The following is a 26,955-nucleotide window of genomic DNA, read 5'->3' on the forward strand; positions in this document are numbered from 1 at the left end:
CAAGCGTTTATCCTTTCTTTTTGTCAATATCTCGGTGTTTGACATATGTGTTGTAATCACTAGCAAAATACGATGCAATTTTTTCAGCAATGGCCACCGAACGATGCTGTCCACCCGTACATCCAATGGCAACGACAAGCTGACTTTTTCCTTCTTTTTTATACTGAGGTAGCATGAAAGCGAGCATGTCTAACAGTTTGTTCATAAATTTTTCTGTTTCGGACCATTTAAAAACATAGGTTGATACCTCTTCATCTTTCCCTGTCAACGGGCGCATCGCCTCAACATAATGCGGGTTAGGTAAAAAGCGCACATCAAACACTAAATCGGCATCAATCGGAATCCCATGCTTAAAGCCAAAGGATACGACATTGACTGTAAAGACCTGCTGGGATTGCTCCTTAAAGGTTTGTATAATCTTTTCTCGTAGCTCACGTGGCTTGCGTCCAGAAGAATTAATGATGAAGTGTGCCCGTCCTCGCAATTCATCAAGCAATTCACGTTCCTTATGGATACCTTCTAAAGGAAGTCCCTCAGGAGCAAGCGGATGGGATCTTCTTGTTTCCTTATAACGCGTAACAAGAACTTCATCCTCGGCGTCTAAGAATAAAATTTGCTCATTAATCCAGTCTTCTCTCCCTAGTTGGCTAAGGGTATCAAACAGCGAGTCAAAAAATTCTCGTCCTCTTAGGTCCATAACGACAGCCACTTTTTGTGTTCGTTGATTGTTTTCTTTCATTAACTCTAAAAACTTGGAAAGTAAGGCTGGTGGAAGATTATCGACACAGAAATACCCTAAGTCCTCAAGGCTTTGTACTGCCACCGTTTTCCCTGCACCTGACATTCCTGTAATGATTACGAGATCAATTTTTTGGCCCTTTTCAACCATAAACGCTACCCCTTTCTCATCACTTACTGTTTAATCAAGCTGCAATGATAGCAGCTGATAGTCTGATGTGTATGTAAACGTTCCGTACAGAACTTCATCACGATTCATGCAATGATCAAAAATCGTTTTGTCTCCTTCTGCCATATCCTTCGTTAAGACGTCCTGGAAGGGAACCCATTCAAGTTCTCCTTCTCTACAGTAATCCGTTAGCTTTCCTTCATACTTTTTACAGGCAAAAGTAAACATCATCCATTCTTTAACAGTTTCGCCATCCTCTTGAATGACAAACGTAAATACACCTTTTAACTCCGGATCTACTAAGGTTAGATCCGTCTCTTCTTTAAACTCTCTTTTAACAGCTTGTTTAATATTCTCACCTGGCTCCATTTTACCACCAGGAGCTGCATACCAATTTCTACGTGGTTTTTTTAGCATTAAAATTTGATTATCGGATTGCAAAACACAGTTCGTTACCCGTTGCAAATCAATCACCTCTGTTATGAAAGCAACCATTTCTTTATCTAAGGTCTTTTGTGATATCTTCATATGTTTACCCTTTTATTATACTACGATTACAGGTGAAAACCAATGAAGGAACTTTTACCAGGTAGCTTGTCGAAATTTAGACAAAAATAAAACACAGGCAAAAGTTACAGCCTGTGCGTCAAATTAAAATATATCTTTTAAAAGGGGGTCAATTTTAATTAATTCTATTGTACCTCATGAATATTTCATGCGTATTACAACAGCATTAAAAGGACATTACGTTTATTTTAATACACCTTTACAATGTTGGGAAAATCTGTGTTACTGTTTCACCTTTAATTCTTCTAACAGATTTTCAATATAAACCTGTGCAGATTGAGCAGCAATACTTCCATCTCCTGTAGCTGTCACAATTTGTCGTAGGTCTTTTTCTCTAATATCCCCGGCAGCAAATACACCCGGGATGTTCGTTTCCATATTCTCATTTGTTTCAATATAACCTTCATTGTTGGTAATACCAAGGTTTTGGAACGGCTTGCTTAATGGTACCAATCCAATGTAAATAAAGACTCCATCGATGTCTTTATCATAGGTTTCATCAGTCTTTTTATTGTGTAGCGTTACACTGCCCACTTTACCATCTTGGTCATTGATGGACTTTACCACAGTGTCCCAAATAAAATCGACCTTCTCATTGTCAAAGGCTCTTTGTTGTAGGATCTTTTGCGCACGTAATTCGTCGCGACGGTGAACAATCGTTACCTTGTTCGCAAAACGAGTTAAATAAACACCTTCCTCGACAGCGGAGTCTCCTCCACCGACGACAACAAGCTCTTTATCTCTAAAGAAAGCACCGTCACAGACAGCACAATAAGAAACGCCACGGCCACCAAGTTCCTCTTCACCAGGTACACCGATTTTTTTGTACTCTGCGCCTGTTGCTATGATTACTGCGCGTGCCTTATATTCTTTGCCCCCAGCAACAACGGTTTTATATTCTTTTCCGTCCTTAATCTCTTTTATATCACCATAGGCATACTCAGCACCAAACTTTTGAGCATGCTCGAACATTTTATTAGAAAGGTCAGGACCTAATATACTTTCAAATCCAGGATAGTTTTCGACATCCTCTGTATTCGCCATTTGTCCTCCTGGCATTCCTCGTTCTAGCATTAATGTGTCTAGGTCAGCACGAGAAGTATATACAGCTGCTGTTAAACCAGCGGGACCTGCACCTGCAATAATTACATCATAAATTTGATCTGTCATAACTGTCATTCCCTTCGTTACTTCTTTCTTTACCCTTTAGTTTTATCGTATTAGACTAGAATGAAAAGAGCAAGCACCTTGCTCAATCCGTGTCAAAACTGGGCTTAGACGGGTTAGAAAGGGATTTATCGACGCTTTATCGATCGTTTTTTGCATGCTCAAATTGCTTAAGAAATGGATGTCTTCTGCATCCTTCCTTCCAAAGCTCTTTTGCTTTTGTTTCCAAACCAATTTGATATGCAGTTCGACTATACCATCTAAAGTACGACATATGATTTTTTAGTTTTGCTTTTGACAATTGCTCAAAGCGTTCATATGCCCATTCAAAATGCTCGGTATGAGCGAGAGCAGATGCAATTTTTAAACTTTGCTGTTCATGAATAGGATACACGTTTTGTAACTGTTCTATGTATCCCTCAGAACGCTCGAATTCACCCATTTCATAATAAAAAGTAGCTAAATTCACAATACTGTGGATGGAATTAGGATTTTGTTTATGCCACTCTATTTCAAGCTCCACGGCTTCTTCTTCATCACCAGAGAAAAAGAGTGCCCACGCATAGTCATGCTTGGCAGCGATATAGTCTGGATAAAGGGTCATCATTTCCTCTAAAACAGGAAGTGCCTTTTCCCACTCCTGGTGTTCAAGATAATAAAAAGCAGATTCCTGGTAGACGAGTAATTCATCCTCCTCGTCAAATAACCATTCATCATCTTCGTCTTCTTCGTCTAGTTCTTCATTGTATAACTTAAGTAATTCCAGTAGTTGATTTGCTTCATTTTTAAAGTCACCTTCAGGTTCTTTTTCTAAATACAATTCAATGTTTTTTTGTGCATCCTGAAATAAACCTAGATGGGCATAATTATTGGCAATTAAATAATAGCAATCCACATAGGAGTCACCAAATTCCTGCAGAACCTTTGTCAGCAGTTGATTTGCTTTATGAAAAGATTTCGTTTCTGTATATAAAATCGATAATTGACATGGATATAGTGGGTCATCTGGGGCTAATTCCATTGCACGAGTTAGCCACCTTTCCGCTTTCTCAAATTCACGTTTCCGAAAGGCTTTCACACCCAATGTAAAATAAAATTCCCCTTCTTCAGCTAAGAACGGGATCACATTGACATGTTCCTCCAAGAACGGGATATCATCAGTATAAGTCATGAAGTGCCTCCTAACAGCGGTAACAATCCATCAAAGTATAACACATCAGCCTAAGGAATAAAACACTTTAACACTGTAAAGGATGTGGGGACTGTCCCCCATTCCTTTACAGTGCTAAAGGAAATCTTCTTTGCTGAAAGGAATGGTTTGATTTGGTAATATATATAATAGTATGGAGTTTAAAAAAGAGGTGTTGTTGCGAATGAAAAAATTCACGATTACTTTGTTCATTATTATAGCCATGTTGCTGTTGAGTAGCTGTAATAATGAGGAAGTGCAGCCTGATGACCGGCTTGAGGAATACATAAAGCTCTGGAATGATCAGAAGTTTGATGCCATGTATGACGATTATTTATCAACCTCCTCAAAGGAAGCCTATTCTAAAGAAGATATGGCCGAACGGTACAAAAAGTTATTTAATGACTTAGAAATCAGTTCAGTCCAAGTAGAGTATGAAAAGCCTTCTGAGGAAGAGGAGCCGTCCTATGAGGATGTAGAAGAGGCTTCATTTCCAATTCATGTCGAAATGGAATCCATAGCCGGAACCATTTCCTTTGACCATGAAGCAACTCTTGTAAAAGAAACACGAAATGAAGAGGAAAATTGGTATGTCAATTGGGACACAACCTATATCTTTAAACAGCTTGAGGATGGGGATGAAGTCGGAATTGACATCACCAGCGGACCAAGAGGAGAAATTTTTGACCGAGATGGAAACGGACTTGCCATCAATGATACGATCACGATGATTGGAATTAAGCCAGAGGATATGGAAGGGCATGAAAAAGAAACGAAGGAATCCTTGTCCGAGCTCCTCCATTTAGACGTTGAGTACATTGATCAACAATTAAACCAAAGTTGGGTGGAGCCTCATTTATTCGTTCCACTCCGAACCATTAATCCAAACGACAAAAAGCTATTTGATCAACTAATGGCTATTCCAGGAGTATGGCCAAAAGACCAAGTTGGCCGATACTATCCTTTAGGCGCAGCGGCAACCCATTTAGTAGGATATACTGGTGAAATTACAGCGGAAGAACTTGAAGAACGTGAAGGAGAAGGATATTCCACACACGATAAGATTGGTAAACGGGGGCTTGAGTTATTATTTGAAGAAGAGTTAAGAGGAGAACCAGGAGCAGAAATTTATATCAACAAATCCGATGGTGAAACGGTGACTCTTGCCTCTAAAAAAGCTAAAAAAGGCCAGGATATTCACGTTACGATTGACGCGAACATCCAGAAGACCATTTATGAAAAAATGAATGGACGAAAAGGAACGGCATCCGCGATCAATCCGAAAACAGGGGAGACATTGGCACTAGTAAGCTCTCCTTCCTTTGATGCGAATGGGCTAACATCTAATTACTACACGAAGCTTATGGAGGATGAAGAAAATCCATTGCTTAATCGATTCTCTGCTTTGTATGCACCGGGATCAGCCTTTAAACCGGTCACAGCATCAATTGGACTTTCAACAGGGGCGATTACACCTGACCAAACCCGAAACATTACTGGTGAAACTTGGAGGAAAGATGAATCATGGGGGAATTATAAAATTACCCGTGTGACAGATCCTGGTCATCCGGTAAATCTGGAGGATGCACTGGTATATTCCGATAACATCTACTTTGCCCAAACAGCTTTAGATATTGGTGCTGAAGATATGATTGCGGGGTTAGAAGGCTTTGGCTTTAATGAGGATATTCCGTTTGCCTATGGAATACCACAATCGACCATTTCTAGTAATGGTGAACTGAGTGAAGAGGTTTTACTCGCCGATACTGGATATGGGCAAGGCCAGTTACAGGTGAGCATCCTACATTTAGCCTCGATGTTCACGCCGATTCTAAACGAAGGAAATTTGTTAGAGCCAAAACTATTGCGCGATGAAGAAGGTGGCGTTTGGAAGGAAAATGTAGTGTCAGCCGAACATGCAGACTTAATTCATCAGGCATTACGTAAGGTCGTTTCAAGTCCAGACGGAACAGCTAGAGCGGCTGATATTGATGAGGTTGCTTTAGCAGGAAAAACCGGAACAGCTGAGTTAAAAAAGAGCCAGGATGAAACAGGCGATGAAAATGGAGTGTTTGTTGGATATACAGCAGAACAGCAGGATTTACTCGTTGCCATGCTGATTGAGGATGTGCAGGACGACGGTGGTAGTGGTTATGTCGTGGAGCGAGTTGCTGAGGTTTTTAAAGAATTGTATTAAAAATATACGGGCGGGCATTTCCTTTTTGGAGATGCCCGCTTTGTTTTTGGGGAGAGCTTTTGGGGTAACGCGTCGTGCTTCTTCATAATCACATCTAGTCTGGATTTTATCGTCACCTCAGTTGTGAATCACGTCAACATGATCACTGTTCACGTCACATTATAAGACTGGCTTTATGCAACAAGACTAGGCACAACGTAATTGCGTCAAATCTACTGTTAATCACGTCTCCATCGATAGTAATCGCGTCTACTCACATATCTTCCAAATCATCTTTACTTGTAATCCAGTCTAAAAGGTAGTATCATGTCAAGTTCTTCAGTTTTCACGTCAAACCTTCCAATAATCGTGTCTCCTCCACAATATATCACGTCAACACATTCACTGGAGCGTCCCAGCCTCAACTGGATGTTGCGCCTCATAAATCAGTTGATTAAGCTCTGCAGTATATTGCTGCAATTGCTCCTCTGACCAGCTCAATACTTTGGCCATATATGAAATGACGGCCTCTTTATGCTGCTCCACCCAATGAATATCAAAAAAGAGTGCTCCAGTGCGGCGAATAAAGAAGTCCACAGGTTTATAAGCTAATTCAAATTTCATCGCATAACGTAGCATCGCGTAAACAACCGGTTCTAGCCGCTCAACATTCGCCATTTCCTTCTTTTTCGCGAAAATTTCAAATATATATTCTACATTTGACCCGTAACGCTTCACGAGTTTTTCAGCTACTCCCTTATCAAGACCTAACCCTTTGCCTTCAAGAACTTTGTTGGATAAAAAACTCTGGAATCCTTCAGAGCCACCTACTTCTCCACCCGATATTGGTAGATGCTCTGTCTGCGATCTAGGATAGGTTTTACCTGCTTCCTTCTTCAGCTGCTTAGCAACTAAATCCACAATGCTCTCAGCCATTTTACGATAACCGGTAAGCTTGCCACCAGCTATAGAAATTAACCCTGAATCGGAAACGAAAATTTCATCCTTACGCGATATTTCGGACGGATCCTTACCCTCCTCATGAATAAGTGGTCGTAAACCTGCCCAGCTGGACTCTACATCCTCAGGCGAAATGTTAACCTTAGGAAACATATAGTCAATAGCTTTTAATACATAGTCACGGTCCTCTACTGTCATTTTGGGATGGGCAATATCGCCTTTATATACGGTATCCGTTGTCCCAACATAGGTTTTTCCTTCTCGGGGAATGGCAAACACCATGCGACCATCAGGGGTATTAAAGTAAATAGCCTGCTTTAATGGAAAACGCGAACGATCGAACACTAAATGAATGCCCTTTGTTAATTGGAGTGTTTTTCCTTTTTTTGAATGATTTTTTTCACGTAACGTATCAACCCATGGTCCTGCTGCATTTACGATTTTCTTTGCTCTTATTTCCTGTGAAGTACCATCAATTTGGTCCTCGACCTCTACTCCGACGATTTGATGATTTTCATACACTAAATTAGTCACCTGCAAGTAGTTAAGAGCCAAAGCACCCTTTTCCACAGCCTGTTTCAACACCTCAATGGTCAAACGCGCATCATCTGTCTTGTATTCCACATAATAGCCCGCGCCTTTTAAGCCTTTTTGATTTAGTAAAGGCTCTCTCTCAATAGCTTCAGCTGGTTTAAACATTTTTCTACGTTCACTCTTCTTCACACCAGCGAGAAAATCATAAACACGTAAGCCAATATTAGTTGTAAATGGGCCAAATGTGCCGCCTTTATAAAACGGTAGCATCATCCACTCAGGTGTGGTGACATGGGGGCCATTTTCGTAAACAATCGCGCGCTCTTTCCCAACCTCAGCCACGACCCCAATTTCAAATTGTTTTAAATACCGCAAGCCCCCATGAACTAATTTCGTTGATCGACTAGACGTTCCAGCTGCAAAATCCTGCATTTCCACTACGGCTACCTTCATTCCCCTCGTAGCCGCGTCTAACGCAATACCTGCTCCTGTTATGCCTCCACCGATAACGAGTAAATCAAGCGATTCTTGATTCATCTTATGTTTGATTTCTGTGCGTTTTTGGCTAGAAAATTCCGTCATCAATAGCACATCCTTTATACACTAATCATGTTCCGTCCGAACGTTGGCGTACAAAAAGACCACAAATCGCCCTGAAGGTATCCTTATGAGAAGATTTGTGGTCCCATGTTTCCAGTCTATTGATTATCTCGTATATTTATTTAAAAACACGTGCTGCCTGGACCGCCTTTTTCCAACCTGCATAAAGTTCATCGCTTATTTCACGATTCAACTCATTAGTAAACGTACGATCCATTTTCCACTGACTAGCAATCTCTTCTTTATCCTTCCAAAAGCCCACTGCAAGACCGGCCAAATAGGCGGCACCTAATGCTGTCGTTTCATTAATGACAGGACGTTCCACAGGCACACCTAAAATATCACTTTGGAATTGCATTAAGAAGTTATTCTTCACAGCTCCACCATCAACTCGTAATGTTTTTAAATGAATCTTAGAATCGGCAATCATGGCATCTAAAACATCTTTTGTCTGATAAGCCAGCGATTCTAATGTAGCCCGGACGAAATGCTCCTTCCTTGTTCCACGCGTTAAACCAAAAACAGCCCCACGCGCATCACTATCCCAGTATGGTGTGCCTAATCCAACGAAGGCTGGCACGACATATACCCCATCAGTTGAATCTACACGAATAGCCAGCTGTTCACTCTCTGGCGCACTGTCAATTAAATTTAATCCATCACGTAGCCACTGAATTGCGGAGCCTGCAACAAAAATGCTTCCTTCTAACGCATATTCCACTTTGCCATCTACACCCCATGCAAGTGTAGTCAATAAACCGTGATTGGACTTGACACCCTCATTCCCTGTATTCATAAGCATAAAACATCCAGTTCCATAGGTGTTTTTAGCCATTCCTTTTTCAAAGCATGCCTGCCCAAAGAGAGCGGCCTGTTGATCACCAGCCATCCCTGCAATCGGTACTTCATGTCCGAAAAAATGATAGTCCACCGTATGGGCATAAACCTCAGAGGATTGACGAACCTCTGGAAGCATAATCTTAGGAACCGTAAGAATCTCGAGTAACTCATCATCCCATTTTAGATCATAAATGTTAAACATAAGCGTGCGGGACGCATTGGAATAGTCCGTGACATGGGCTCTTCCGCCTGATAAACAATAGACAAGCCACGTATCAATCGTACCGAACAGTAAATCTCCATAGTCCGCCTTTTCCCTTGCCCCATCAACATGATCTAATATCCATTTCACCTTTGTTCCTGAAAAGTATGGATCGAGTAATAATCCTGTTTTTTTATTGAATAATTCATTATAGCCTTGTTCACGTAAATCCTTCACAATTTCTTCTGTTTGTCGAGATTGCCAAACTATTGCCTTGTAAATCGGCTTGCCTGTATGTTTATCCCATACAACAGTGGTCTCACGTTGATTGGTAATGCCAATCCCAGCAATCTGTTCTGGTTCCACCTCCGCTTTACGAAGTACCTCGGCAATACAAGCTAGAATTGATGTCCAAATCTCATTGGCATCATGCTCCACCCACCCTGGCTTTGCAAAGAACTGTTCAAATTCCTGCTGAGCAACTTCGACTAGTTCCCCTTGATGATTGAATAAAATAGCTCGTGAACTGGTTGTTCCTTGGTCTAAGGATAAAATAAACTTTTCCATTTCCATCTCCCCCTTACATGTTTATTGGCTAAATTGGACTTGCCTTCCGATATGTCATCTATTCCTATACTAATCTATGTTGTAATCGTTTTCCAATTAACTAGAAAAAAACCACACGAAAAGAGCTCTCCGCGTGGTTCTCTAACTTTCTTTATTTTTCAGCCTCTAGGATTGAAAAAACTCATCCTGTTCATTCCGCTTATCCATTTCTTCCTTCGTATATATAACCTGCATCGGATTTCCTCCGACAAAGCATCCAGCAGGCACATCTTTATGAACGACCGTTCCGGCAGAAACAATTGCCCCGTCACCGATTTCGACCCCAGGGAGAATGGTTGAGTTGGCCCCAATCATCACTTCATCACCAATTTCAACCTTTCCCAGCCGATATTCTTTGATTAAATACTCATGGGCCAAAATAGTCGTATTGTAGCCAATGACCGTATTCCGCCCTACCGATATTTTTTCCGGAAACATGACATCCAGCATTACCATTAAGGCGAAGGAGGTTTGATTCCCAACCTGCATCTTTAGTAATTTTCGGTACATCCAATTTTTCAAGGATAAAAAAGGAGTATATCTGGCTGCTTGGATTACGACAAAATTTTTCACGACCTTAAAAAATGGGACGGTTTTATAGACGTGCCACAGGGAATTACCCCCGTGGACACGATATCTTTTCGTCCGCCTCACATCATCACTTCCCTACAATCTTCAATAAATCCCGCATGTTTTCAAGCATATAGTCAGGCTCTAGTTTCTCTAACGTTTCGCGGCCTTTGATTGTCCATGCGACACCTGCTGTTGTCACGCCTGCATTTTTTCCCGCCAAAATATCGTGGGTATTGTCGCCTACCATAATCGCTTCGCTTGCGTTTGCATTTAGTTCCTTTAAAGCTTTATAAATCGGCTCTGGATGTGGCTTTTCGTGGTCTACATCATCTAAGCCAATCACCACGTCAAAGTAGCCAGTAAGTTCGGTTACCTTTAGACCTCTTTTCGCCGTATCACCAACTTTTGTTGTCACAATCCCAAGCTGGTACCCGTCTTCCTTCAGCTGTTGAATCGTTTCAAGGACTCCCTCATAAGCCTCCACATAAGAATCGTGATGCTTGAGGTTGTGTTCGCGATAGGTTTCGACCATTTCATCTACCTGGTCAGGTGCAACTGTTCCAAAGCTTTCCCAAAGAGAGGGACCAATAAAGGATAGGACATCCTCTCTTTTATATTGACCTGGTGCATACTGTTCCAACGTGTGTAAAAACGAAGATATAATCAATTCATTTGTGTCAATTAATGTTCCATCTAAATCAAAGAGAAGTGTACGAATGCTCATGTGCTGTCGATTCCTTTCGTTTGTTGATTTCTACTCGTTTCCATATAAAACCGATTGTAGCTGTTAAAATAATAGCAGTGACTAGTCGGATGACTAATAGCGGCCATAATGGAATGCCTAATGGTGCAAATACTAAGGTGTCCTCCACGACCGCATGACAGGACACAAGAAAAATAAGCACGAGGGTCATATCCTTTTTCGATATTCCATCCTCTTTAACTGCTTGAATCATCAATCCGGCTCCATAGGCAAGACCAATGGTTAATCCTGTTACAAGAGTCATCGACGCATTACGCTCTACGCCAATTATCTTTGTGAAAGGAGCAAGCCATCTTGACATTCTATCAAAGTGCCCACTTTCACGTAGCCATTGCATAACAATCATTAATGGTATGACAATTAATGCTAGCTGTAAAATGGCGATAAAGGCTGTTTCTAAGCCTAAATACGTAATCTCCCACCATGTTTGAGGGTCTGGCCCGCTACTAGAAATCATGCCATATTGCGCCATTTCGCCTCCACCCTGCCAAAATAAATTAATAATAATGGCAGAGAAGATGGCTAAGCCTGCTCTAACCCCAACAATGATCCACCACTTCACACCCACTTTGGCTGCTATGGAGGATTCTACTAATAGGTTGTGACAAAAAGAAAGCATAATAGCCATAATAAAGACTTCTTTTACTGTAAAATCAAAGGTAATGATGGCTCCAATTCCCGCATATAGGTTTGAAAAATTCCCAAGTACTATAGGAACGGCCGCTTCTCCTGGGAGACCAAGGAGTTTCATAAAGGGCTCAAACCAACCAATGATAACGGGAAAAAACGGTGTATGACTTACGATTGTGATAATGAGCGTAACAGGAAAAATAATTTTCCCTAGTGTCCACGCTAGCATTAATCCACTTTGTAATCCTCTTTTCAAAACTCCTGACATTGGTCAACCTCCTATCATGATATTACTTTTTTACCATTATAGCGTTTATCGGCATAGCCTTTTTTGCGTCGATAAGTCATAATGATAATACTTACTACAATAATCAAAATGGAAATCAATTGAGCAACTCGAACCTCTGTGCCAGGTACATACAGGCTATCGGTACGTAAGCCCTCCACAAAAAATCGCCCAACTGAGTAAGATATTAGATAGCTAAAGAAAATTTCCCCTCGACGTGGGTTTACCCTGCGCAGATAAAGTAGGAATACCAACACAAGAATATTCCAAAGCGATTCATATAGGAATGTCGGATGGTAGTAGGCACCATCAATATACATTTGATTCACAATGAAATCAGGAATCATTAAATTTTCAAGAAACTGGCGGGTTACTTCACCACCGTGGGCTTCCTGGTTCATAAAGTTTCCCCAACGACCTATTGCCTGACCTAAAATCAAACTAGGTGCCGCAATATCAGCAAGCTGCCAAAAGGAAACCTTTTGATATTTTGCGAAAAGGTATGCCGTTAGCACACTCCCAATGAGAGCACCGTGAATGGCGATGCCACCCTCCCAAACGGCAAATACCTTCCACCACGGACCTCCCGCATAACGGTCCCATTCGAAAATGACATAATAAATGCGGGCAAACAAAATCGCAGCCGGAATCGCAAACACAAGTAAATCAACAAAAAGATCCTTTTTTAATCCTAAGCGATTCGACTCCCGAGTCGCTAACCAAAGCGCTAAAGCAGCACCGGTTGCGATGATGACCCCATACCAATAAATCGGCCAGTCACCAATCCAAATAAACACTCTGTCATAAGGCTGAATATTGAACAACAATGTTTTTCCCTCTCCTTATACGTTTACTTTTATATTGAAAATGATTATTCATCAAATCTTTCTTGGTCTGTCTCAATCATTTGTGTTAGGCGATTAGAAAACTCTTTGGCTGCGTTGATTCCCATTCGTTTCAGACGGAAATTCATTGCCGCTACCTCGATAATTACCGCCAAGTTCCGTCCCGGTCTTACCGGAATGGTTGCCTGTGGTAGCTCTACATCCATGATTTTCATCGTATCTTCATCTAATCCTAAGCGATCATACTGTTTATCCTTATCCCACAGTTCAAGGTTAATCACAAGGGTAATTCGCTTATAATTTCGGACCGCCCCCGCTCCAAATAAGGTCATCACATCAATAATGCCAAGCCCACGAATTTCAAGCAGATGCTCAATAAGCGGCGGTGAGTTTCCGATTAAGGTGTCAAAATCCTCCTGGCGAATTTCCACACTATCATCGGCAACAAGTCGGTGTCCCCGTTTAACGAGTTCTAAAGCTGTTTCACTTTTCCCGACTCCACTTTGACCTGTAATCAGGACGCCAACTCCATATATATCAACCAATACTCCGTGAATGGCTGTGAACGGTGCAAATTTGGTTTCCAAAAAGTTGGTCATGCGGCTAATGATGCTTGTCGTTTTCAACGGGGATCGCATAATTGGGACACCCGCGTCATTTCCGGCATTCAATAATTCCTCAGGGACATCCATCCCACGCGAAACCACAATACCTGGTGTAACATCTGTACAAAGCCGTTCCACACGGTCCCTTTTCATATCATCCGAAAGCTCATAAAAAAAAGATAGCTCCGTTTTACCTAATAATTGAATTCGATCAGCTGCATAATGCTTAAAATATCCTGCCAATTCCATACCTGGTCGAGACAAATCACTTTTAATTACTTCTCGGTGAATGCCGTTTTCGCCTGCAAGTAATTCTAAATCGAATCGTTTAATCAAATCCTTAGTGCGTACCTTTGCCATATCTATGTATGCCTCCTAATACGTCTCATTCACTTCTACTTATTTTAGCACGTTTTATGGTTATTTTAACAACTTTGGTGTTGAAATTATTAGGAAATGAGTAGAATGGGGTGGAATTGGTGGGTGCGGGGTGGTGAAATTGCTCCTGTGCTAGTGCGCTAGTGCGCTGACGTCGAATGCTGAAGTTTAACTTGGATTTGCTGAAAATTTATCTGGTAATGCTGAAGTTGGCGTGGTTTGCTGAAGGCAGGAGAACTTTTGCTAATGTTCGCGGTGATTATGCTAATGAACTTGTGTGGTTTGCTAAAGTTGATGGCGCTTTTGCTGAAGTTCGACTCCTCTTCTAGTGCACTAGCGCCTTATGCTGAAGTTTAACCCGGATTTGCTGATGATTGATCTGAAAATGCTGAAGATGGCGTGGTTTGCTGAACAGGACTCCTATAAAACTAAAGAACTTATAAAGTTTACTAAAATACAATTAAATTATGCTAAAGGCGCACCCCCAAATGCTGAAGCACCACACACACGGCATACAAACCTAGCCATTAGACATTAAAAAAAGCAGGCTCATCACCTGCTTTACACTTCTTTATTATTTCTTTTTAAACGTATCCGCCACAAGCTTCTGCAATAGTAAATTCAATACCGAAATCACAATAGCTGCTAGAATGGCAACACCAAATCCATCGATAATGAAGGCATCACCAATAATCGACTGTGTAATCATTAGGGTGATCGCATTAATGACGAATAGGAACAGACCCAATGAGAAAACGGTAATGGGCAACGTAAATAAGACGAGAATAGGTTTGACAATGACATTTAAAATGGACAAAATTAAGCTTGCTAAAACAGCAGTGACAAAGCCATCAATTTCAAAGCCATCAAATAGTTCCGCTACGGCGATTAAAGCAACAGCATTTAAAATAATCGATAGTGCCCAGTTTTTCAGCATACAAATCGTCCTTTCCTAACACCTTTCTGTTTATTTTAAAGGATTTACTCTAACACTACCAGTTTTCGATTCCGCCTCTAAATAAAGGAAAGGGGTGCTCTCGACATTCGATTGGAAGTGTACTTGCTTTTTCAGCACTTCACTTTCACTTTTCATTACTTTGTGGTTTGGTAAATGGCACTTCACATTCCCAATACTGGATTTTAATTCTCCATCGATGGCTAGGTCAGCTGGGACATGTAAATGAATAGAGCCTGTAGTAGTTTTAAAGTAACCACTATGGGTAGCCATGCCACGTAAATACCCTTGTATATTCCCATTCATCAGTTGGGAATCAATTTTCTTAAATTCTCCATCCACTTTAACAGAACCGTTCATCGTCTCGATTTCACACTTCCCACTTTTGACCCGTTCTAAACAGATGTTACTGTTCATGGACTCGATCTCCCAGTCCTCACCTTCAACCTGTTGCAAATGAATCTTCCCATTTGATGTTTTCACCTTTAGAGATGGAATTTGTAAATCCTTTAATGAGACAGGCCCATTAAACATTTTTATGGCCGAAGATTGATAGATATGATTTGGGAGAAAAATTTTAAAATCTGCCTTTATTTTTTTGGTGCCTAGCACGATATTTAGTCGATCATTATCCATCTGTACCTTTAGTCGCTTTAGCAATTCGGCACGAGCTAGATCATAATTTTCAATTTTATATACCTTCGCCTGACATTCGATGCGAATTTCATTTTCATTCCAGGTCTGAACATCGACACTACCGTTATCTATTTCAATTTGAAACGAGGAAATAGGGGTCTCTTGATATTGAAATATGTGTGACACTTCCTTATAAGAGCCAAAATTGAAATCAAAATCAGCGTTTTTGATTTTCTTTACGGTGGAATCAATGAAATCAAATATCTTATCCTTTGTTGAATGTTTATGGGCGTCGTTTTGATCTTTTTGGTGCTGTTCCCCATTTTTCCAATCTACCTTGGTAGAAGGAAGATCACTTTGAATTTTTTTACCATTGGTCTGGGCTTTTTCCGCGTCATCTAAAGCATCAAGTAACTCGCTTGCCTCATCAGCTGAAAGCATTCCTTCCTCAATCATCTTCAATATTCGCTTCCGTTCCTCTTCCATTGCCAGTCTCCTTTCAAACTCTTCTACCCCATATACGATTCACACCAGTACCAGGTTTCACTTTAATGCTTTAAAGCATCTGGGGTCTGTCCCCCGCTCTTTTACAGTGGTAAAGTGTGAAAGTATAAAAAATCAGCGTGGTTAGACGCTGATTAGTTGTTGAATTGCCATTGGTAGAATTCCTCGTGTTTGAATCTTTCCATGACATCCTCATATTGGCCCTTAAAATCGGGGCTTTGTCTCATTTTTTGGAACATGCCTTCAAATTGGGAACGGTGTGCTTGGATGGCGGCTACTTTGACATCAAATTCCGCCTCAACGTTGTTCACAATATCTGGTTTACCTAACGTTTCATAGCGGTCATTGGTAATCGCCTGTGCCCACACCTCTGGTCGGTCTTCCGGGTCCATCTTGCGGACTGCCTCCACTGCAGCTGCTCCCATCGCATCGTGGTCTGGGTGAACGGCATGACCAGGGTAATGTGTAATGACAAGAGTAGGCTTTATGTCCTCTAAATACCCCTTCAAATGCTCGGCTATTTCATCACGGGATTCAAATTCTATCGTTTTATCGCGATAGCCTAGCATCTCCACATTCACATCTAAAATCTTACAAGCATCAAGCAGTTCTTTTTTTCTTATATCTGGAAGGGTTTCCCGATTGGCGAAAAACGGGTTACCCATATTGCGTCCCATTTCACCTAGTGTTCCACATAAATACGTCACAGGGACACCTTGGTTACGAAACTGTGTCATCGTTCCTGAGCTCCCAAATGACTCGTCATCTGGATGTGGGTAAATTACAATAACATGTTTGTGCACTGCTATTCTCCTCTCTTTCCAGCCTTGTTAATAACGAAAAGGATTTTCACTAATTTGTAAAGCAACCATCACTCTGCCTTCAGAATCATGCCCAGCCATCAGGAGCTGTCCGTCTTCGTTTAACTCCCAATCTGTAACCCCTTCCGCATAGATCCATCCCTTATCCATTTTTAAACCGACACGAAATGCATCACCAGCATCAACCAGCTTAGCCCGTGTATAACGCACTTCTGCATTGCGAATAAACGCTCCCACATTGTAGGCATTACGGTCAAAATGCTTGGCATATGCCCCATTTGTCGTTTCCAAATGTATGTAAACATCGCGATTTGAATATTGATCTAAGGCCTTTTGTACCTCATCTAGCTCAATAGCCTTCATTGTAAAATCTCCTCTCAAAAAAGGTCTTCATTCATAGCTTAGCGAACCCGCTCAAAAGATTCAATTCATCAATCTTAAGTGGTTACCTTTTCCTTTAAACGTTCTTCCATTCGCTCACGATCTCGTTCCAATACAGGCTTTAAATATTTACCTGTATAGGATGATGTATGCTCAGCAATTTCCTCTGGTGTTCCTGTAGCGACAATCGTGCCACCACCGTCTCCACCCTCTGGGCCAAGGTCAACAATATAATCGGCCGTTTTAATGACATCTAGGTTATGCTCAATAATTAAAACTGTATCCCCATTATCCACTAATCGTTGAAGGACACTTAGTAGTCTTGCAATATCATCCACATGTAAGCCTGTTGTCGGTTCGTCTAAAATATAAAGAGACTTTCCATTCGAACGTCGGTGAAGCTCACTAGCCAGTTTTACACGCTGTGCTTCCCCACCGGATAAGGTTGTTGCCGGCTGACCAAGCTTGACATACCCAAGTCCTACATCATAAATGGTCTGTAGCTTGCGCTTAATTTTAGGGATGTTCTCAAAAAATTCTAATGCCTCTTCTATGCGCATTTCTAGTACATCAGCAATGTTTTTGCCTTTATACTTCACCTCAAGAGTCTCTCGATTATAGCGCTTGCCATGACAAACCTCACATGGCACATAGACATCAGGCAAGAAGTGCATCTCAATTTTAATGATTCCATCACCACGACAGGCCTCACAACGACCGCCTTTTACGTTAAAACTAAAGCGCCCTTTCTTATATCCTCTAATCTTCGCCTCATTTGTTTGAGCAAATACATCACGAATATTATCAAACACACCCGTATAGGTAGCTGGATTGGATCTTGGTGTACGTCCAATTGGTGATTGGTCAATATCGATAACTTTTTCTAAATGCTCAATCCCCTTTACCTGTTTGTGCTTACCAGGCTTAGCCTTACTTTTGTAAAGCCTTTGTGCGACCGCTTTATATAATATTTCATTAATTAGCGAGCTCTTACCTGAACCGGACACACCTGTTATCACATTCATAACACCTAGTGGAATCTTAGCATCTACATTTTTTAAGTTGTTTTCCTCAGCGCCAATCACCTCTAAAAAGCGCTTCTCCTCCACGCGACGTTCACGAGGTAATGAAATAAACTTTTTACCGGATAAATATTGTCCTGTTAATGACTTTCTATTTTTCATAACCTGCTTAGGGGTTCCACTAGCGACGACTTCACCACCATGAGCACCAGCACCTGGACCAATATCAATTAAATAATCAGCCGCAAGCATCGTATCCTCATCATGTTCCACAACGATTAACGTATTATCTAAATCGCGCATTTGTTGCAGTGTAGAAATTAACCGATCATTATCCCGTTGATGCAGCCCAATAGAAGGCTCATCCAATACGTATAAAACTCCTGTTAAGGCTGCCCCAATTTGTGTAGCCAACCGAATCCGTTGAGCCTCCCCACCGGATAGCGTACCCGCCGAACGGGAAAGGGTTAAATAATCTAAACCTACATTTGTTAAAAAAGCTAAACGAGAAGAAATTTCCTTTAAAATCATATGGGCAATCTGCTTTTCTTTTTCTGTTAAGGTAAGTCCTTGGAAAAATCCACGTGCCTCTGTTACCGAAAAGTCCGTCACATGACTAATATGCTTATCGTTAACCTTTACAGCCAAAGCTTCCTCACTTAATCGATATCCTTCACAGGTTGGACAAGGCTTTTGCGTCATGTACTTTTCCATTTGCTCCCGAATCCAATCAGAAGTGGTTTCCCTGTAGCGGCGAGCCACGTTATTTAACACACCTTCAAAATAAATCTCATTTTCACGGATTTGTCCACGATCATTTTCATACCGAAAATGAATTCGTTCTACCCCGCTTCCATAGAGGACCTTATCAAGCTTTTCTCGAGGAATATCTTTGACTGGCACATCCATGGAAATATCATAATGGAAACACACACTTTTCAATAGCTGCGGATAATATTGTGAGCTTGTCGGTTCCCAGGGAGCAATGGCATGCTCTCGTAATGTTCGATCCCAATCAGGAATCACTAAATCAACATCAACCTCAAGATTTGTCCCTAAACCGTCACAGGTTGGACAGGCACCAAATGGACTGTTAAAGGAAAACATCCGTGGCTCCAACTCATCAATCGAAAAGCCACATACAGGACAGGCATGCTTTTCACTAAATAACAGCTCTTCTTCGCCAATCACATCTACTACAACTTTACCATCACCAAGCTTCAGAGCCGTTTCCATCGAGTCACTTAGTCTTGAAACGACACTATCCTTCACGATGATTCGATCGATGACCACTTCAATCGAATGCTTTTTGTTCTTATCAAGCTTGATTTCATCGGTAACCTCATGCATCTCACCGTCAACACGGATGCGTACATACCCTTCCTTTTTCAGGTCCTCAAACACCTTAACGTGCTCACCCTTACGTCCTGAAATGACTGGAGCCAAAATTTGCAGCTTTGTCCGTTCAGGGTATTCCATAATGCGATCTACCATCTGTTCAACGGTTTGAGAGCTGATTTCAATGCCGTGCTTTGGACAATATGGACGTCCAATACGCGCATACAGTAATCGTAAATAATCATATATCTCCGTTACCGTTCCCACAGTGGAACGTGGATTACGACTTGTCGTCTTTTGGTCAATCGAAATGGCAGGAGATAATCCTTCAATGGCATCGACATCAGGCTTATCCATCTGTCCTAAAAATTGTCTCGCATAGGCTGAAAGTGATTCTACATAACGTCGTTGTCCCTCTGCATAAATCGTGTCAAATGCCAAAGAGGACTTCCCAGAGCCTGAAAGTCCTGTCATCACAACCAGTTTATTTTTCGGAATCTTTACGTCTATATCCTTCAAATTATGGGCTCTTGCCCCTTGCACTGTAATTGATTTCATTTCAATCTATCCTTCCGCCTTGAGCTCCAAAATAATATCTCTTAATTCAGCTGCCCGTTCGAAGTCTAAATCCTTCGCAGCCTGTTTCATTTCGGTTTCCATTTGCTCGATGGTTTTTTCCTTTTCCTTCTTCGTCAGTTTCGCAAACGATTGTGTTTTTTCATATGCCTCGCCTTCTTCAGCTGCTTGAGTAGCACGGATGACATCATGAACTTCTTTACGAATGGTTTGTGGGGTGATTCCGTGCTCTTTATTATAGGCAATTTGTTTTTCACGACGACGATACGTTTCATCAATGGCAATTTGCATGGAATCTGTTATTTTATCAGCATACATAATGACCTTCCCTTTTTCATTACGCGCAGCTCGTCCAGTTGTCTGAATAAGGGAGCGCTGTGAACGCAAAAACCCCTCCTTATCAGCATCTAAAATAGCAACGAGGGACACTTCCGGAATGTCCAAGCCCTCTCTCAACAAGTTAATCCCTACAAGGACATCATATTTTCCAAGTCGTAAATCTCGGATAATTTCAATTCGCTCTAAGGTTTTAATTTCTGAATGTAAATAAGCAACCTTAAAACCGACATCCTTTAAGTAGTCCGTCAAGTCCTCAGCCATTTTAATGGTTAATGTAGTAACGAGAACGCGCTCATTGTTCTCTGCCCGCTCCTTCACCTCACCAATTAAGTTATCAATTTGCCCTTTAATCGGCCGAACTTCAATTTCAGGGTCAAGTAAACCTGTAGGACGAATAATCTGTTCAGTCATTTTTGGTGTATGCTCCAGCTCATATGGACCTGGTGTTGCGGATACATAAACGATTTGGTTGATCTTTTTTTCAAATTCATTAAATTTAAGTGGGCGGTTGTCCAATGCTGATGGAAGTCTAAAACCGTGATCCACCAGCGTCATCTTTCGTGCTCGGTCGCCGTTGTACATCCCTCTAACCTGAGGAAGTGTCACGTGAGATTCATCGACAACCATTAAAAAGTCATCGGGAAAATAATCTAACAATGTATAAGGTGTGGATCCTTCATCACGAAAAGTCAGATGGCGTGAATAGTTTTCAATCCCTGAACAAAAACCCATCTCCCGCATCATTTCTAAATCATAATTCGTCCGTTGTTCAAGTCGCTGTGCTTCTAATAATTTATTATTTGCACGTAATTCTGTTAACCGTTCTTCCAATTCCTTTTCAATATTGGCAATCGCCCGTTTCATTTTCTCTTCACGGGTTACGAAGTGGGAGGCTGGGAAAATCGCAACATGTTCCCGGTCTCCAATAATTTCACCTGTCAGTGCGTCCACCTCTCGAATACGGTCTATTTCATCTCCAAAAAACTCAATCCGTAAACAATGCTCCTCACGCGACGCAGGAATGATTTCCACCGAATCCCCGCGGACACGAAAGGTTCCCCGTTGAAAGTCAATATCATTACGGGCATATTGGATGTCCACCAGGTTGCGCAATAGTTCATCACGATCTTTTTCCATTCCTAGGCGTAGCGAAAGTACCAAATCACGGTATTCCTCTGGTGAACCGAGACCGTAAATACAGGATACACTAGCGACAATAATAACATCGCGTCGTTCAAACAATGATGATGTAGCGGAGTGGCGAAGCTTGTCAATTTCATCATTGATGCTAGCATCCTTTTCGATAAAGGTATCGGTTGATGGTACATAGGCTTCTGGCTGATAATAATCGTAATAACTAACGAAATACTCCACCGCATTATTCGGGAAATATTCCTTAAACTCACTATATAATTGCCCAGCGAGCGTCTTGTTATGAGCAATAACCAATGTCGGTTTATTTACCTCTTTAATAACATTCGATATCGTAAAGGTTTTCCCCGTACCTGTTGCCCCAAGTAATGTTTGATCTTTCTTCCCTTTTTCTATGCCGTCCACAAGCTCGGCAATCGCTTTCGGCTGATCACCTTGAGGACTATATTTTGATTGTAACTTAAACTGATTTTCCAAAGCAGCCCCTCCATTTCTCCGACAATTCCTTTAATCAGTATAACACAAATGCGAACAAACATTCTATCGTAAAGTACTCTCTATAATAAGAATATTGATTTTTGGATTTGAATGCAAAAAAAGTCCCTGGCTGCATGGATCTACCAGAGACTCTAACAACCTATTTGGTGTACTGCATGGGCAATTTCAAAGTGTCCTCTTTTATTCGGGTGAAAACCATCTATTGATATTAATTTACGTTCCATTCCTCTAAAACGATGATATACATCCACTATTTTCACACCTGACTCTATCTCCTCAAGGCGAGTCAACTGTTCATTAAACCTTTGAGCCACTTCATCTGCCAACGGATGTTGTACCGGATTATACACATTTACAATTCGTAGCAAGCAAGTTTTCCCTACCTGATTCTGAGTCCATAAAATATGTTTGACAATATCGGCTATATTTTGAACTGCAATAGATAAGGTATACCACAGTACATGTTCATCTCTCATGCGCAAAAACATTTTCCATGCCAGTCGTAGATCGTTTCCACCCAGGGTTATCGTGATGATATCCGCCTGTTCAATATCTAACATAATGTCATGGCGGTTCATCCACCATTTAAACTCCTCAGATGTTGCCCCATTTTTGGCCAGCTTCTTCGGGAACACAGGACGTGCTACCGTCTGTTCGGTTAAACGGCTATAAAGTTGAGTAAAGTCTATCGAGTACCAAGAGCCTTTTCCAATCGTTATGGAGTCTCCCAATGCAAGATAAAACAAAGGAATCCTATTCATATTGAACACCTCTGAATAGGATATGCATCGTCTAACGATTAGTTCTTAATTCGAATTCTTCACATAATCCAACAACCGACGAATCAGCAAAGCGCGATTTTTTACTTCCATTTTTTTTAATAGATTACTAACATGCTTCTTTACGGTTATTTGACTAACAGACAACGTCGAGGCAATTTCGTCATTGGTATACCCCTCCATAATCAATTCGGCCACCTCAAACTCCCGCGGCGAAAAGGGTAGACTTTTTCTTGGCAACTCAAGCCCACTCCCTTGTTCCAGCTGAGCAGCCAATTGATCCAAATAAGCCACCAGCTTAGGTCCTCTTACATCAAGCATATACGTTGGTGAGGGAACATTTGGACCATAATCAAAATGAGTAGCCCCCTTCACTTGTTCAAAGCCAAATCGTTTCAAAATATCCTGATACATTTTAAGCGGTGTAGACGTAATGATCCGACCACCTGAAAGAAGCAAAGGCATAAGACTATATAATAAATATGACCGTCTTGACGGGTCCTTTGGGTCGACTACATCGATCATGCGAATAAAGTAACCAGCTGTTTCCCTCTCATCAACCATCATTTCTGACATTTCTGCCTTTGCTAACCGATTAAAATAACTTCTGGTAACTGGCATTTCCTTTAAATAAGGAATGGTTTTTCTATTAATCGGAATCACAATCGATAGGCCCGTCATTTGTCCATTGTGATCCTTTGCAATTCGAAAAACATCGTACCCAAGCTGCTTCAAATATGAAACATCAATTAACTGGTTTTCTCGCTGGTTATGTTCCTTGGAAACTTTGAAAGAATACTTTTCCTCACTATTTAACTGATAGTAATCCACCTCATAGTGTAAGGCCTGTTTTTTACGGTCTTCAAAATATTGTTCCACCTCATCAAAATTACTCTCATCAATGGATTGCAGGGAATAATGAACAGGAGACGATTGATCATATAAAGATGCTGTGATCATATTGTCTCCTAAATGATAAATAAACTCTGAAATATAGAGTATGAGGTATTCCTGATCAGGCTTGGAAAAAATCTTATGCCGATAATAGGCTGCACACCGTTTCGAGATATCCTTAAAACGTCGTGGATTTCGGTGCTTAAAATACTGATTTAACAACTGCCGAATAAAGTTATCAACAAACCAACCATTTTTACCTTGCTTAACAAACGAGGTTTCCAGCACCTGATCAAACATTGTCTCTGAAACTGGCTGTTGATATATATAACTTAGGTTATCCTCATTGAAAAAGTGAAGAATGGTGCAAATCTCAATCAAAGCACGTAGGTCCCGGTCATGCTTCACCTCTTCTATGAAAAACTCAACCATATACTGAATTAAATCAAATTGCTCCTGCAAATTGATATTCTTCTCTTCTATTAATCTAGAGGTAAACAGCGAAAGGGCAAGAGGATGACCCTTGGTTGCATTCCATAGCTTATAGGAAACGGAGGTCTCTAAGAATCCTCGTTTATTCACATACTGGTTTACATCTAGGAAGGATAGTTTTTGGAGTTCTATTTTTTTCGTAACCTGTTGCCAGGCAGGGGAATTCAGCCACGGTCCACGGAGTGGCGTTTGACCCGCAACCATGATCATCACTTGTTCAGGTACCTCATGGGCAACACTTTCCCGAATCCACTCCTCAGCCTCATGATGTTCATCGACATGATCAATCACCAGAATGCGTTTTCGATCTGATTTCGTAATAAAATCGATAAATTGATTGACTTTGTCATCCCGATATAATTTTTTCACTACATCTAATACACTTCGGGATGATAGATTAGCAATTCTAGAGGTCTTTCTACAATCAATCGTGAAAAATTCACCGCTACCGAGCTGAAGTCGTTCCTGTAACTTATGAATCAATAGGGTTTTCCCAACACCTGCGATTCCGTGTAATTGGATTAACCGGTATGGAAAGGGCTCTAATGCAAATAGTTCTCCTAATTGATGTAGTTCATCATCCCGTCCCACAAATAATTCAAGCTCAGTACGATGGACTTGCTCCGTTAGTAAGACCTTCTCCTTGTTCCAATTCTCATTCCCCATACCAACGAACCACCTTAATTGAATATTTTGAACATTTTGCTGATTATTATACCATACTATACTCTCTCTTTAATACTATATTCGAAATATTGAAAAACACCACTTCGAATATGAAGTGGTTAATGGGCAATGCAGTTGATCTCGGACGTTTCTAGCTGCTATTTACTATGAAACGGCCATGATGAAGCCACTGTTAGACCTTTCTCTCTTCAAAAAAGGCTGAATTGTCCCTGAGACAAGCTCTGAGGGACATACCATCCCTCCGTTTAAGAAGGAATGGCCTTGATACAATCCCTAACGGACATTACGTTAGCCCAATATTAAATAATGTCCATGAGTCCATTTGCTACTATAAAGGGCAGACCTGTGAGATTAACTTCCTTTATAAACACGTGCCTCATAAGGTTTCATTGTAAAAGATGAGCAGTCCTCTACTCCATCTACATCATAATTACTTATTAACAACCCCTTAGCCTGGAAGCTTTCTTCCTCTGGCAATTTGAATGGTACTGACTCATCGCTAAAGTTGGTCACTACCAATAATTTTTCATCGCTAAGTGTGCGCATATAGGCATATATCTGATCATCCTCAGGGAGAATTAAACGATAATCTCCATAAACAATAATCTCATGTGTTTTCCGTAATTGAATGAGCTGTCGGTAATAATGGTATACGGAATTTTCATCGTTAACCGCCTGCTCGGCATTAATGGTTGGATAATTTGAATTAATCTTCATCCAAGGCTCACCAGTTGTAAAGCCTGCATGCTCTTGGTCATTCCATTGAAATGGTGTCCGAGCATTGTCACGTCCTTTGACATAAATGGACTCCATCACCTTGTCATGGGCCTCACCGCCATCAATGACTTTTTCTTTATACATGTTTAAAATCTCAATATCCTTATACTCTTCAATTGACTCATATTGAACATTGGTCATGCCGATTTCTTCCCCTTGATAAATATAAGGGGTTCCTTGCAGCATGTGCAGAAATGTGGCCAGCATTTTTGCCGACTCTACTCGATATTCTTTATCGTTTCCAAATCGAGATACGACACGAGGCTGATCATGATTATTTAAATATAGACTGTTCCAACCAGTTCCGTGTAGCCCTTCTTGCCAGCGGGAGATGCTATCCTTTAAGTCCTTTAAATCTAACGGCTTATAATCCCATTTATCGGAATCATGGTCGAGATCCATATGTTCAAATTGAAACACCATTTGGAGCTCGTTACGTTCCAAATTGGTATATTTCTTCGCTTCTTCCACATCTACACCAGGCATTTCACCCACTGTCATCACATCATATTTGGATAAGACTTCACGATTCATTTCCTGTAAATATTCATGTACCCGCGGCCCGTTTTTAAAGAAACGACTGCCTGACACATATTTTTGTCCTTTTGGATTCGGCGCGTCTGGCAATTCAGGAACCTTGGAAATAAAGTTAATGACGTCCATCCGAAACCCATCAATCCCTTTATCCAGCCACCATTTCATCATGTCATAAACCTCTTGACGAAGCTTTGGATTTTCCCAGTTTAGATCAGGCTGTTTTTTACTAAAGATGTGAAGGTAATATTCATCCGTCTTTTCGTCGTATTCCCAGGCTGAACCACTAAAGGTTGACTTCCAGTTATTTGGCTCCTTGCCATCCTTGCCTGGACGCCATATGTAGTAGTCTCGATATGGATTGTCCTTTGATTTTTTCGCTTCTTGGAACCACTGGTGTTCATCTGAGGAGTGATTCACAACCAAATCCATGATTAACTTCATGTCTCGAGCGTGCATTTCGTCTAATAGCTCTTCCCAATCCTCCATCGTCCCGAAATCGTCCATAATGCGATAGTAATCCGCAATATCATAGCCATTGTCGTCGTTTGGGGATTCGTATACAGGTGAGAGCCATATCACATCTACTCCTAAATTCTTTATGTAATCAAGCTTCTCAATAATTCCTTGTATATCACCAATACCATCCCCATTGCTATCCTTAAAGCTACGAGGATAAATTTGGTAAACCACACTTTCCTTCCACCAAGTTCGTTTCATGATGTATGCCTCCGTTTTTAAA

General features: G+C 41.1%; 21 protein-coding genes. 1 reads left to right on the forward strand and 20 read right to left on the reverse strand.

The genetic code is table 11. The annotated features are described in order from the left end of the window. Positions 1-7: 7 nt before the first annotated feature. The 4 genes from rapZ to GH754_RS00165 form a co-directional block, all read right to left on the reverse strand. Complete coding sequence (gene rapZ, locus GH754_RS00150) at positions 8-889, reverse strand: RNase adapter RapZ (RefSeq protein WP_153726716.1); 882 nt, start codon at positions 887-889, stop codon at positions 8-10. 30 nt (positions 890-919) lie between these two features. After that, positions 920-1,372 (reverse strand): NUDIX hydrolase, encoded by a 453-nt coding sequence (locus GH754_RS00155; protein WP_153727168.1) that lies wholly within the window; start codon positions 1,370-1,372, stop codon positions 920-922. A gap of 324 nt (positions 1,373-1,696) precedes the next feature. Further along, on the reverse strand, positions 1,697-2,644 hold the full coding sequence (trxB, locus tag GH754_RS00160; RefSeq protein WP_153726717.1) for a thioredoxin-disulfide reductase: 948 nt from the start codon (positions 2,642-2,644) through the stop codon (positions 1,697-1,699). A 136-nt stretch (positions 2,645-2,780) separates the two neighbouring features. Then, positions 2,781-3,812, reverse strand: coding sequence for a tetratricopeptide repeat protein (locus tag GH754_RS00165; RefSeq protein ID WP_153726718.1), 1,032 nt, complete (start codon positions 3,810-3,812; stop codon positions 2,781-2,783). A 202-nt stretch (positions 3,813-4,014) separates the two neighbouring features. Between GH754_RS00165 and GH754_RS00170 the strand changes: the two genes are divergently transcribed. Then, a complete protein-coding gene (locus GH754_RS00170; protein WP_153726719.1) occupies positions 4,015-6,027 on the forward strand; it encodes a penicillin-binding transpeptidase domain-containing protein in 2,013 nt (670 codons plus the stop codon). A gap of 381 nt (positions 6,028-6,408) precedes the next feature. Here the strand turns inward: GH754_RS00170 and GH754_RS00175 are convergent, their stop codons facing one another. The 16 genes from GH754_RS00175 to GH754_RS00250 form a co-directional block, all read right to left on the reverse strand. Continuing rightward, positions 6,409-8,082, reverse strand: a complete 1,674-nt coding sequence (locus GH754_RS00175) for a glycerol-3-phosphate dehydrogenase/oxidase (protein WP_153726720.1) — start codon at positions 8,080-8,082, stop codon at positions 6,409-6,411. Positions 8,083-8,218: 136 nt separating this feature from the next. After that, complete coding sequence (gene glpK / locus GH754_RS00180) at positions 8,219-9,709, reverse strand: glycerol kinase GlpK (protein ID WP_153726721.1); 1,491 nt, start codon at positions 9,707-9,709, stop codon at positions 8,219-8,221. A gap of 165 nt (positions 9,710-9,874) precedes the next feature. Then, the gene (locus tag GH754_RS00185; protein ID WP_323741784.1) at positions 9,875-10,402 is read right to left on the reverse strand and encodes an acyltransferase; all 528 of its coding nucleotides are present in this window, start codon (positions 10,400-10,402) and stop codon (positions 9,875-9,877) included. 4 nt (positions 10,403-10,406) lie between these two features. Continuing rightward, entirely contained in the window at positions 10,407-11,045 is a 639-nt protein-coding gene (gene ppaX, locus GH754_RS00190) for a pyrophosphatase PpaX (protein WP_153726722.1), read from the reverse strand. After that, the gene (locus tag GH754_RS00195; RefSeq protein ID WP_153726723.1) at positions 11,020-11,982 is read right to left on the reverse strand and encodes a nucleoside recognition domain-containing protein; all 963 of its coding nucleotides are present in this window, start codon (positions 11,980-11,982) and stop codon (positions 11,020-11,022) included. The genes ppaX and GH754_RS00195 overlap by 26 nt, the downstream gene beginning before the upstream one ends. 14 nt (positions 11,983-11,996) lie before the next feature. After that, on the reverse strand, positions 11,997-12,827 hold the full coding sequence (gene lgt, locus GH754_RS00200; RefSeq protein ID WP_153726724.1) for a prolipoprotein diacylglyceryl transferase: 831 nt from the start codon (positions 12,825-12,827) through the stop codon (positions 11,997-11,999). Between the two features lie 44 nt (positions 12,828-12,871). Beyond that, positions 12,872-13,810, reverse strand: a complete 939-nt coding sequence (gene hprK, locus GH754_RS00205; RefSeq protein WP_153726725.1) for an HPr(Ser) kinase/phosphatase — start codon at positions 13,808-13,810, stop codon at positions 12,872-12,874. Between the two features lie 592 nt (positions 13,811-14,402). After that, entirely contained in the window at positions 14,403-14,765 is a 363-nt protein-coding gene (locus GH754_RS00210) for a phage holin family protein (protein ID WP_153726726.1), read from the reverse strand. A gap of 30 nt (positions 14,766-14,795) precedes the next feature. After that, positions 14,796-15,905 carry a DUF4097 family beta strand repeat-containing protein gene (locus GH754_RS00215; RefSeq protein WP_153726727.1) on the reverse strand — a complete coding sequence of 370 codons (1,110 nt, stop codon included), beginning with the start codon at positions 15,903-15,905 and terminating at the stop codon, positions 14,796-14,798. A 152-nt stretch (positions 15,906-16,057) separates the two neighbouring features. After that, positions 16,058-16,726, reverse strand: a complete 669-nt coding sequence (gene bshB2, locus GH754_RS00220) for a bacillithiol biosynthesis deacetylase BshB2 (RefSeq protein ID WP_323741785.1) — start codon at positions 16,724-16,726, stop codon at positions 16,058-16,060. 27 nt (positions 16,727-16,753) lie between these two features. Next, complete coding sequence (locus GH754_RS00225; protein ID WP_153726728.1) at positions 16,754-17,107, reverse strand: YojF family protein; 354 nt, start codon at positions 17,105-17,107, stop codon at positions 16,754-16,756. Positions 17,108-17,181: 74 nt separating this feature from the next. After that, positions 17,182-20,043 (reverse strand): excinuclease ABC subunit UvrA, encoded by a 2,862-nt coding sequence (gene uvrA / locus GH754_RS00230; protein ID WP_153726729.1) that lies wholly within the window; start codon positions 20,041-20,043, stop codon positions 17,182-17,184. Positions 20,044-20,049: 6 nt separating this feature from the next. Then, positions 20,050-22,029, reverse strand: a complete 1,980-nt coding sequence (gene uvrB / locus GH754_RS00235) for an excinuclease ABC subunit UvrB (protein WP_153726730.1) — start codon at positions 22,027-22,029, stop codon at positions 20,050-20,052. Between the two features lie 152 nt (positions 22,030-22,181). Continuing rightward, on the reverse strand, positions 22,182-22,811 hold the full coding sequence (locus GH754_RS00240; RefSeq protein ID WP_153726731.1) for an SGNH/GDSL hydrolase family protein: 630 nt from the start codon (positions 22,809-22,811) through the stop codon (positions 22,182-22,184). A 45-nt stretch (positions 22,812-22,856) separates the two neighbouring features. After that, on the reverse strand, positions 22,857-24,881 hold the full coding sequence (locus GH754_RS00245) for a LuxR family transcriptional regulator (RefSeq protein WP_153726732.1): 2,025 nt from the start codon (positions 24,879-24,881) through the stop codon (positions 22,857-22,859). A gap of 372 nt (positions 24,882-25,253) precedes the next feature. Then, positions 25,254-26,933, reverse strand: coding sequence for a glycoside hydrolase family 13 protein (locus tag GH754_RS00250; protein ID WP_153726733.1), 1,680 nt, complete (start codon positions 26,931-26,933; stop codon positions 25,254-25,256). Between the last annotated feature and the right edge of the window lie 22 nt (positions 26,934-26,955).

The sequence above is a fragment of the Salinibacillus xinjiangensis genome (genome assembly GCF_009649735.1).
Lineage (GTDB): Bacteria > Bacillota > Bacilli > Bacillales > Alkalibacillaceae > Salinibacillus > Salinibacillus xinjiangensis.

Coding starts and splice junctions, on each gene's coding strand:
- rapZ (WP_153726716.1), bottom strand. CDS start 889: ATGGTTGAAAAGGGCCAAAAAATTGATCTCGTAATCATTACAGGAATG.
- trxB (WP_153726717.1), bottom strand. CDS start 2,644: ATGACAGATCAAATTTATGATGTAATTATTGCAGGTGCAGGTCCCGCT.
- GH754_RS00165 (WP_153726718.1), bottom strand. CDS start 3,812: ATGACTTATACTGATGATATCCCGTTCTTGGAGGAACATGTCAATGTG.
- GH754_RS00170 (WP_153726719.1), top strand. CDS start 4,015: ATGAAAAAATTCACGATTACTTTGTTCATTATTATAGCCATGTTGCTG.
- GH754_RS00175 (WP_153726720.1), bottom strand. CDS start 8,082: ATGACGGAATTTTCTAGCCAAAAACGCACAGAAATCAAACATAAGATG.
- glpK (WP_153726721.1), bottom strand. CDS start 9,709: ATGGAAAAGTTTATTTTATCCTTAGACCAAGGAACAACCAGTTCACGA.
- ppaX (WP_153726722.1), bottom strand. CDS start 11,045: ATGAGCATTCGTACACTTCTCTTTGATTTAGATGGAACATTAATTGAC.
- GH754_RS00195 (WP_153726723.1), bottom strand. CDS start 11,982: ATGTCAGGAGTTTTGAAAAGAGGATTACAAAGTGGATTAATGCTAGCG.
- hprK (WP_153726725.1), bottom strand. CDS start 13,810: ATGGCAAAGGTACGCACTAAGGATTTGATTAAACGATTCGATTTAGAA.
- GH754_RS00210 (WP_153726726.1), bottom strand. CDS start 14,765: ATGCTGAAAAACTGGGCACTATCGATTATTTTAAATGCTGTTGCTTTA.
- GH754_RS00215 (WP_153726727.1), bottom strand. CDS start 15,905: ATGGAAGAGGAACGGAAGCGAATATTGAAGATGATTGAGGAAGGAATG.
- GH754_RS00225 (WP_153726728.1), bottom strand. CDS start 17,107: ATGAAGGCTATTGAGCTAGATGAGGTACAAAAGGCCTTAGATCAATAT.
- uvrA (WP_153726729.1), bottom strand. CDS start 20,043: ATGAAATCAATTACAGTGCAAGGGGCAAGAGCCCATAATTTGAAGGAT.
- GH754_RS00240 (WP_153726731.1), bottom strand. CDS start 22,811: ATGAATAGGATTCCTTTGTTTTATCTTGCATTGGGAGACTCCATAACG.
- GH754_RS00245 (WP_153726732.1), bottom strand. CDS start 24,881: ATGGGGAATGAGAATTGGAACAAGGAGAAGGTCTTACTAACGGAGCAA.
- GH754_RS00250 (WP_153726733.1), bottom strand. CDS start 26,933: ATGAAACGAACTTGGTGGAAGGAAAGTGTGGTTTACCAAATTTATCCT.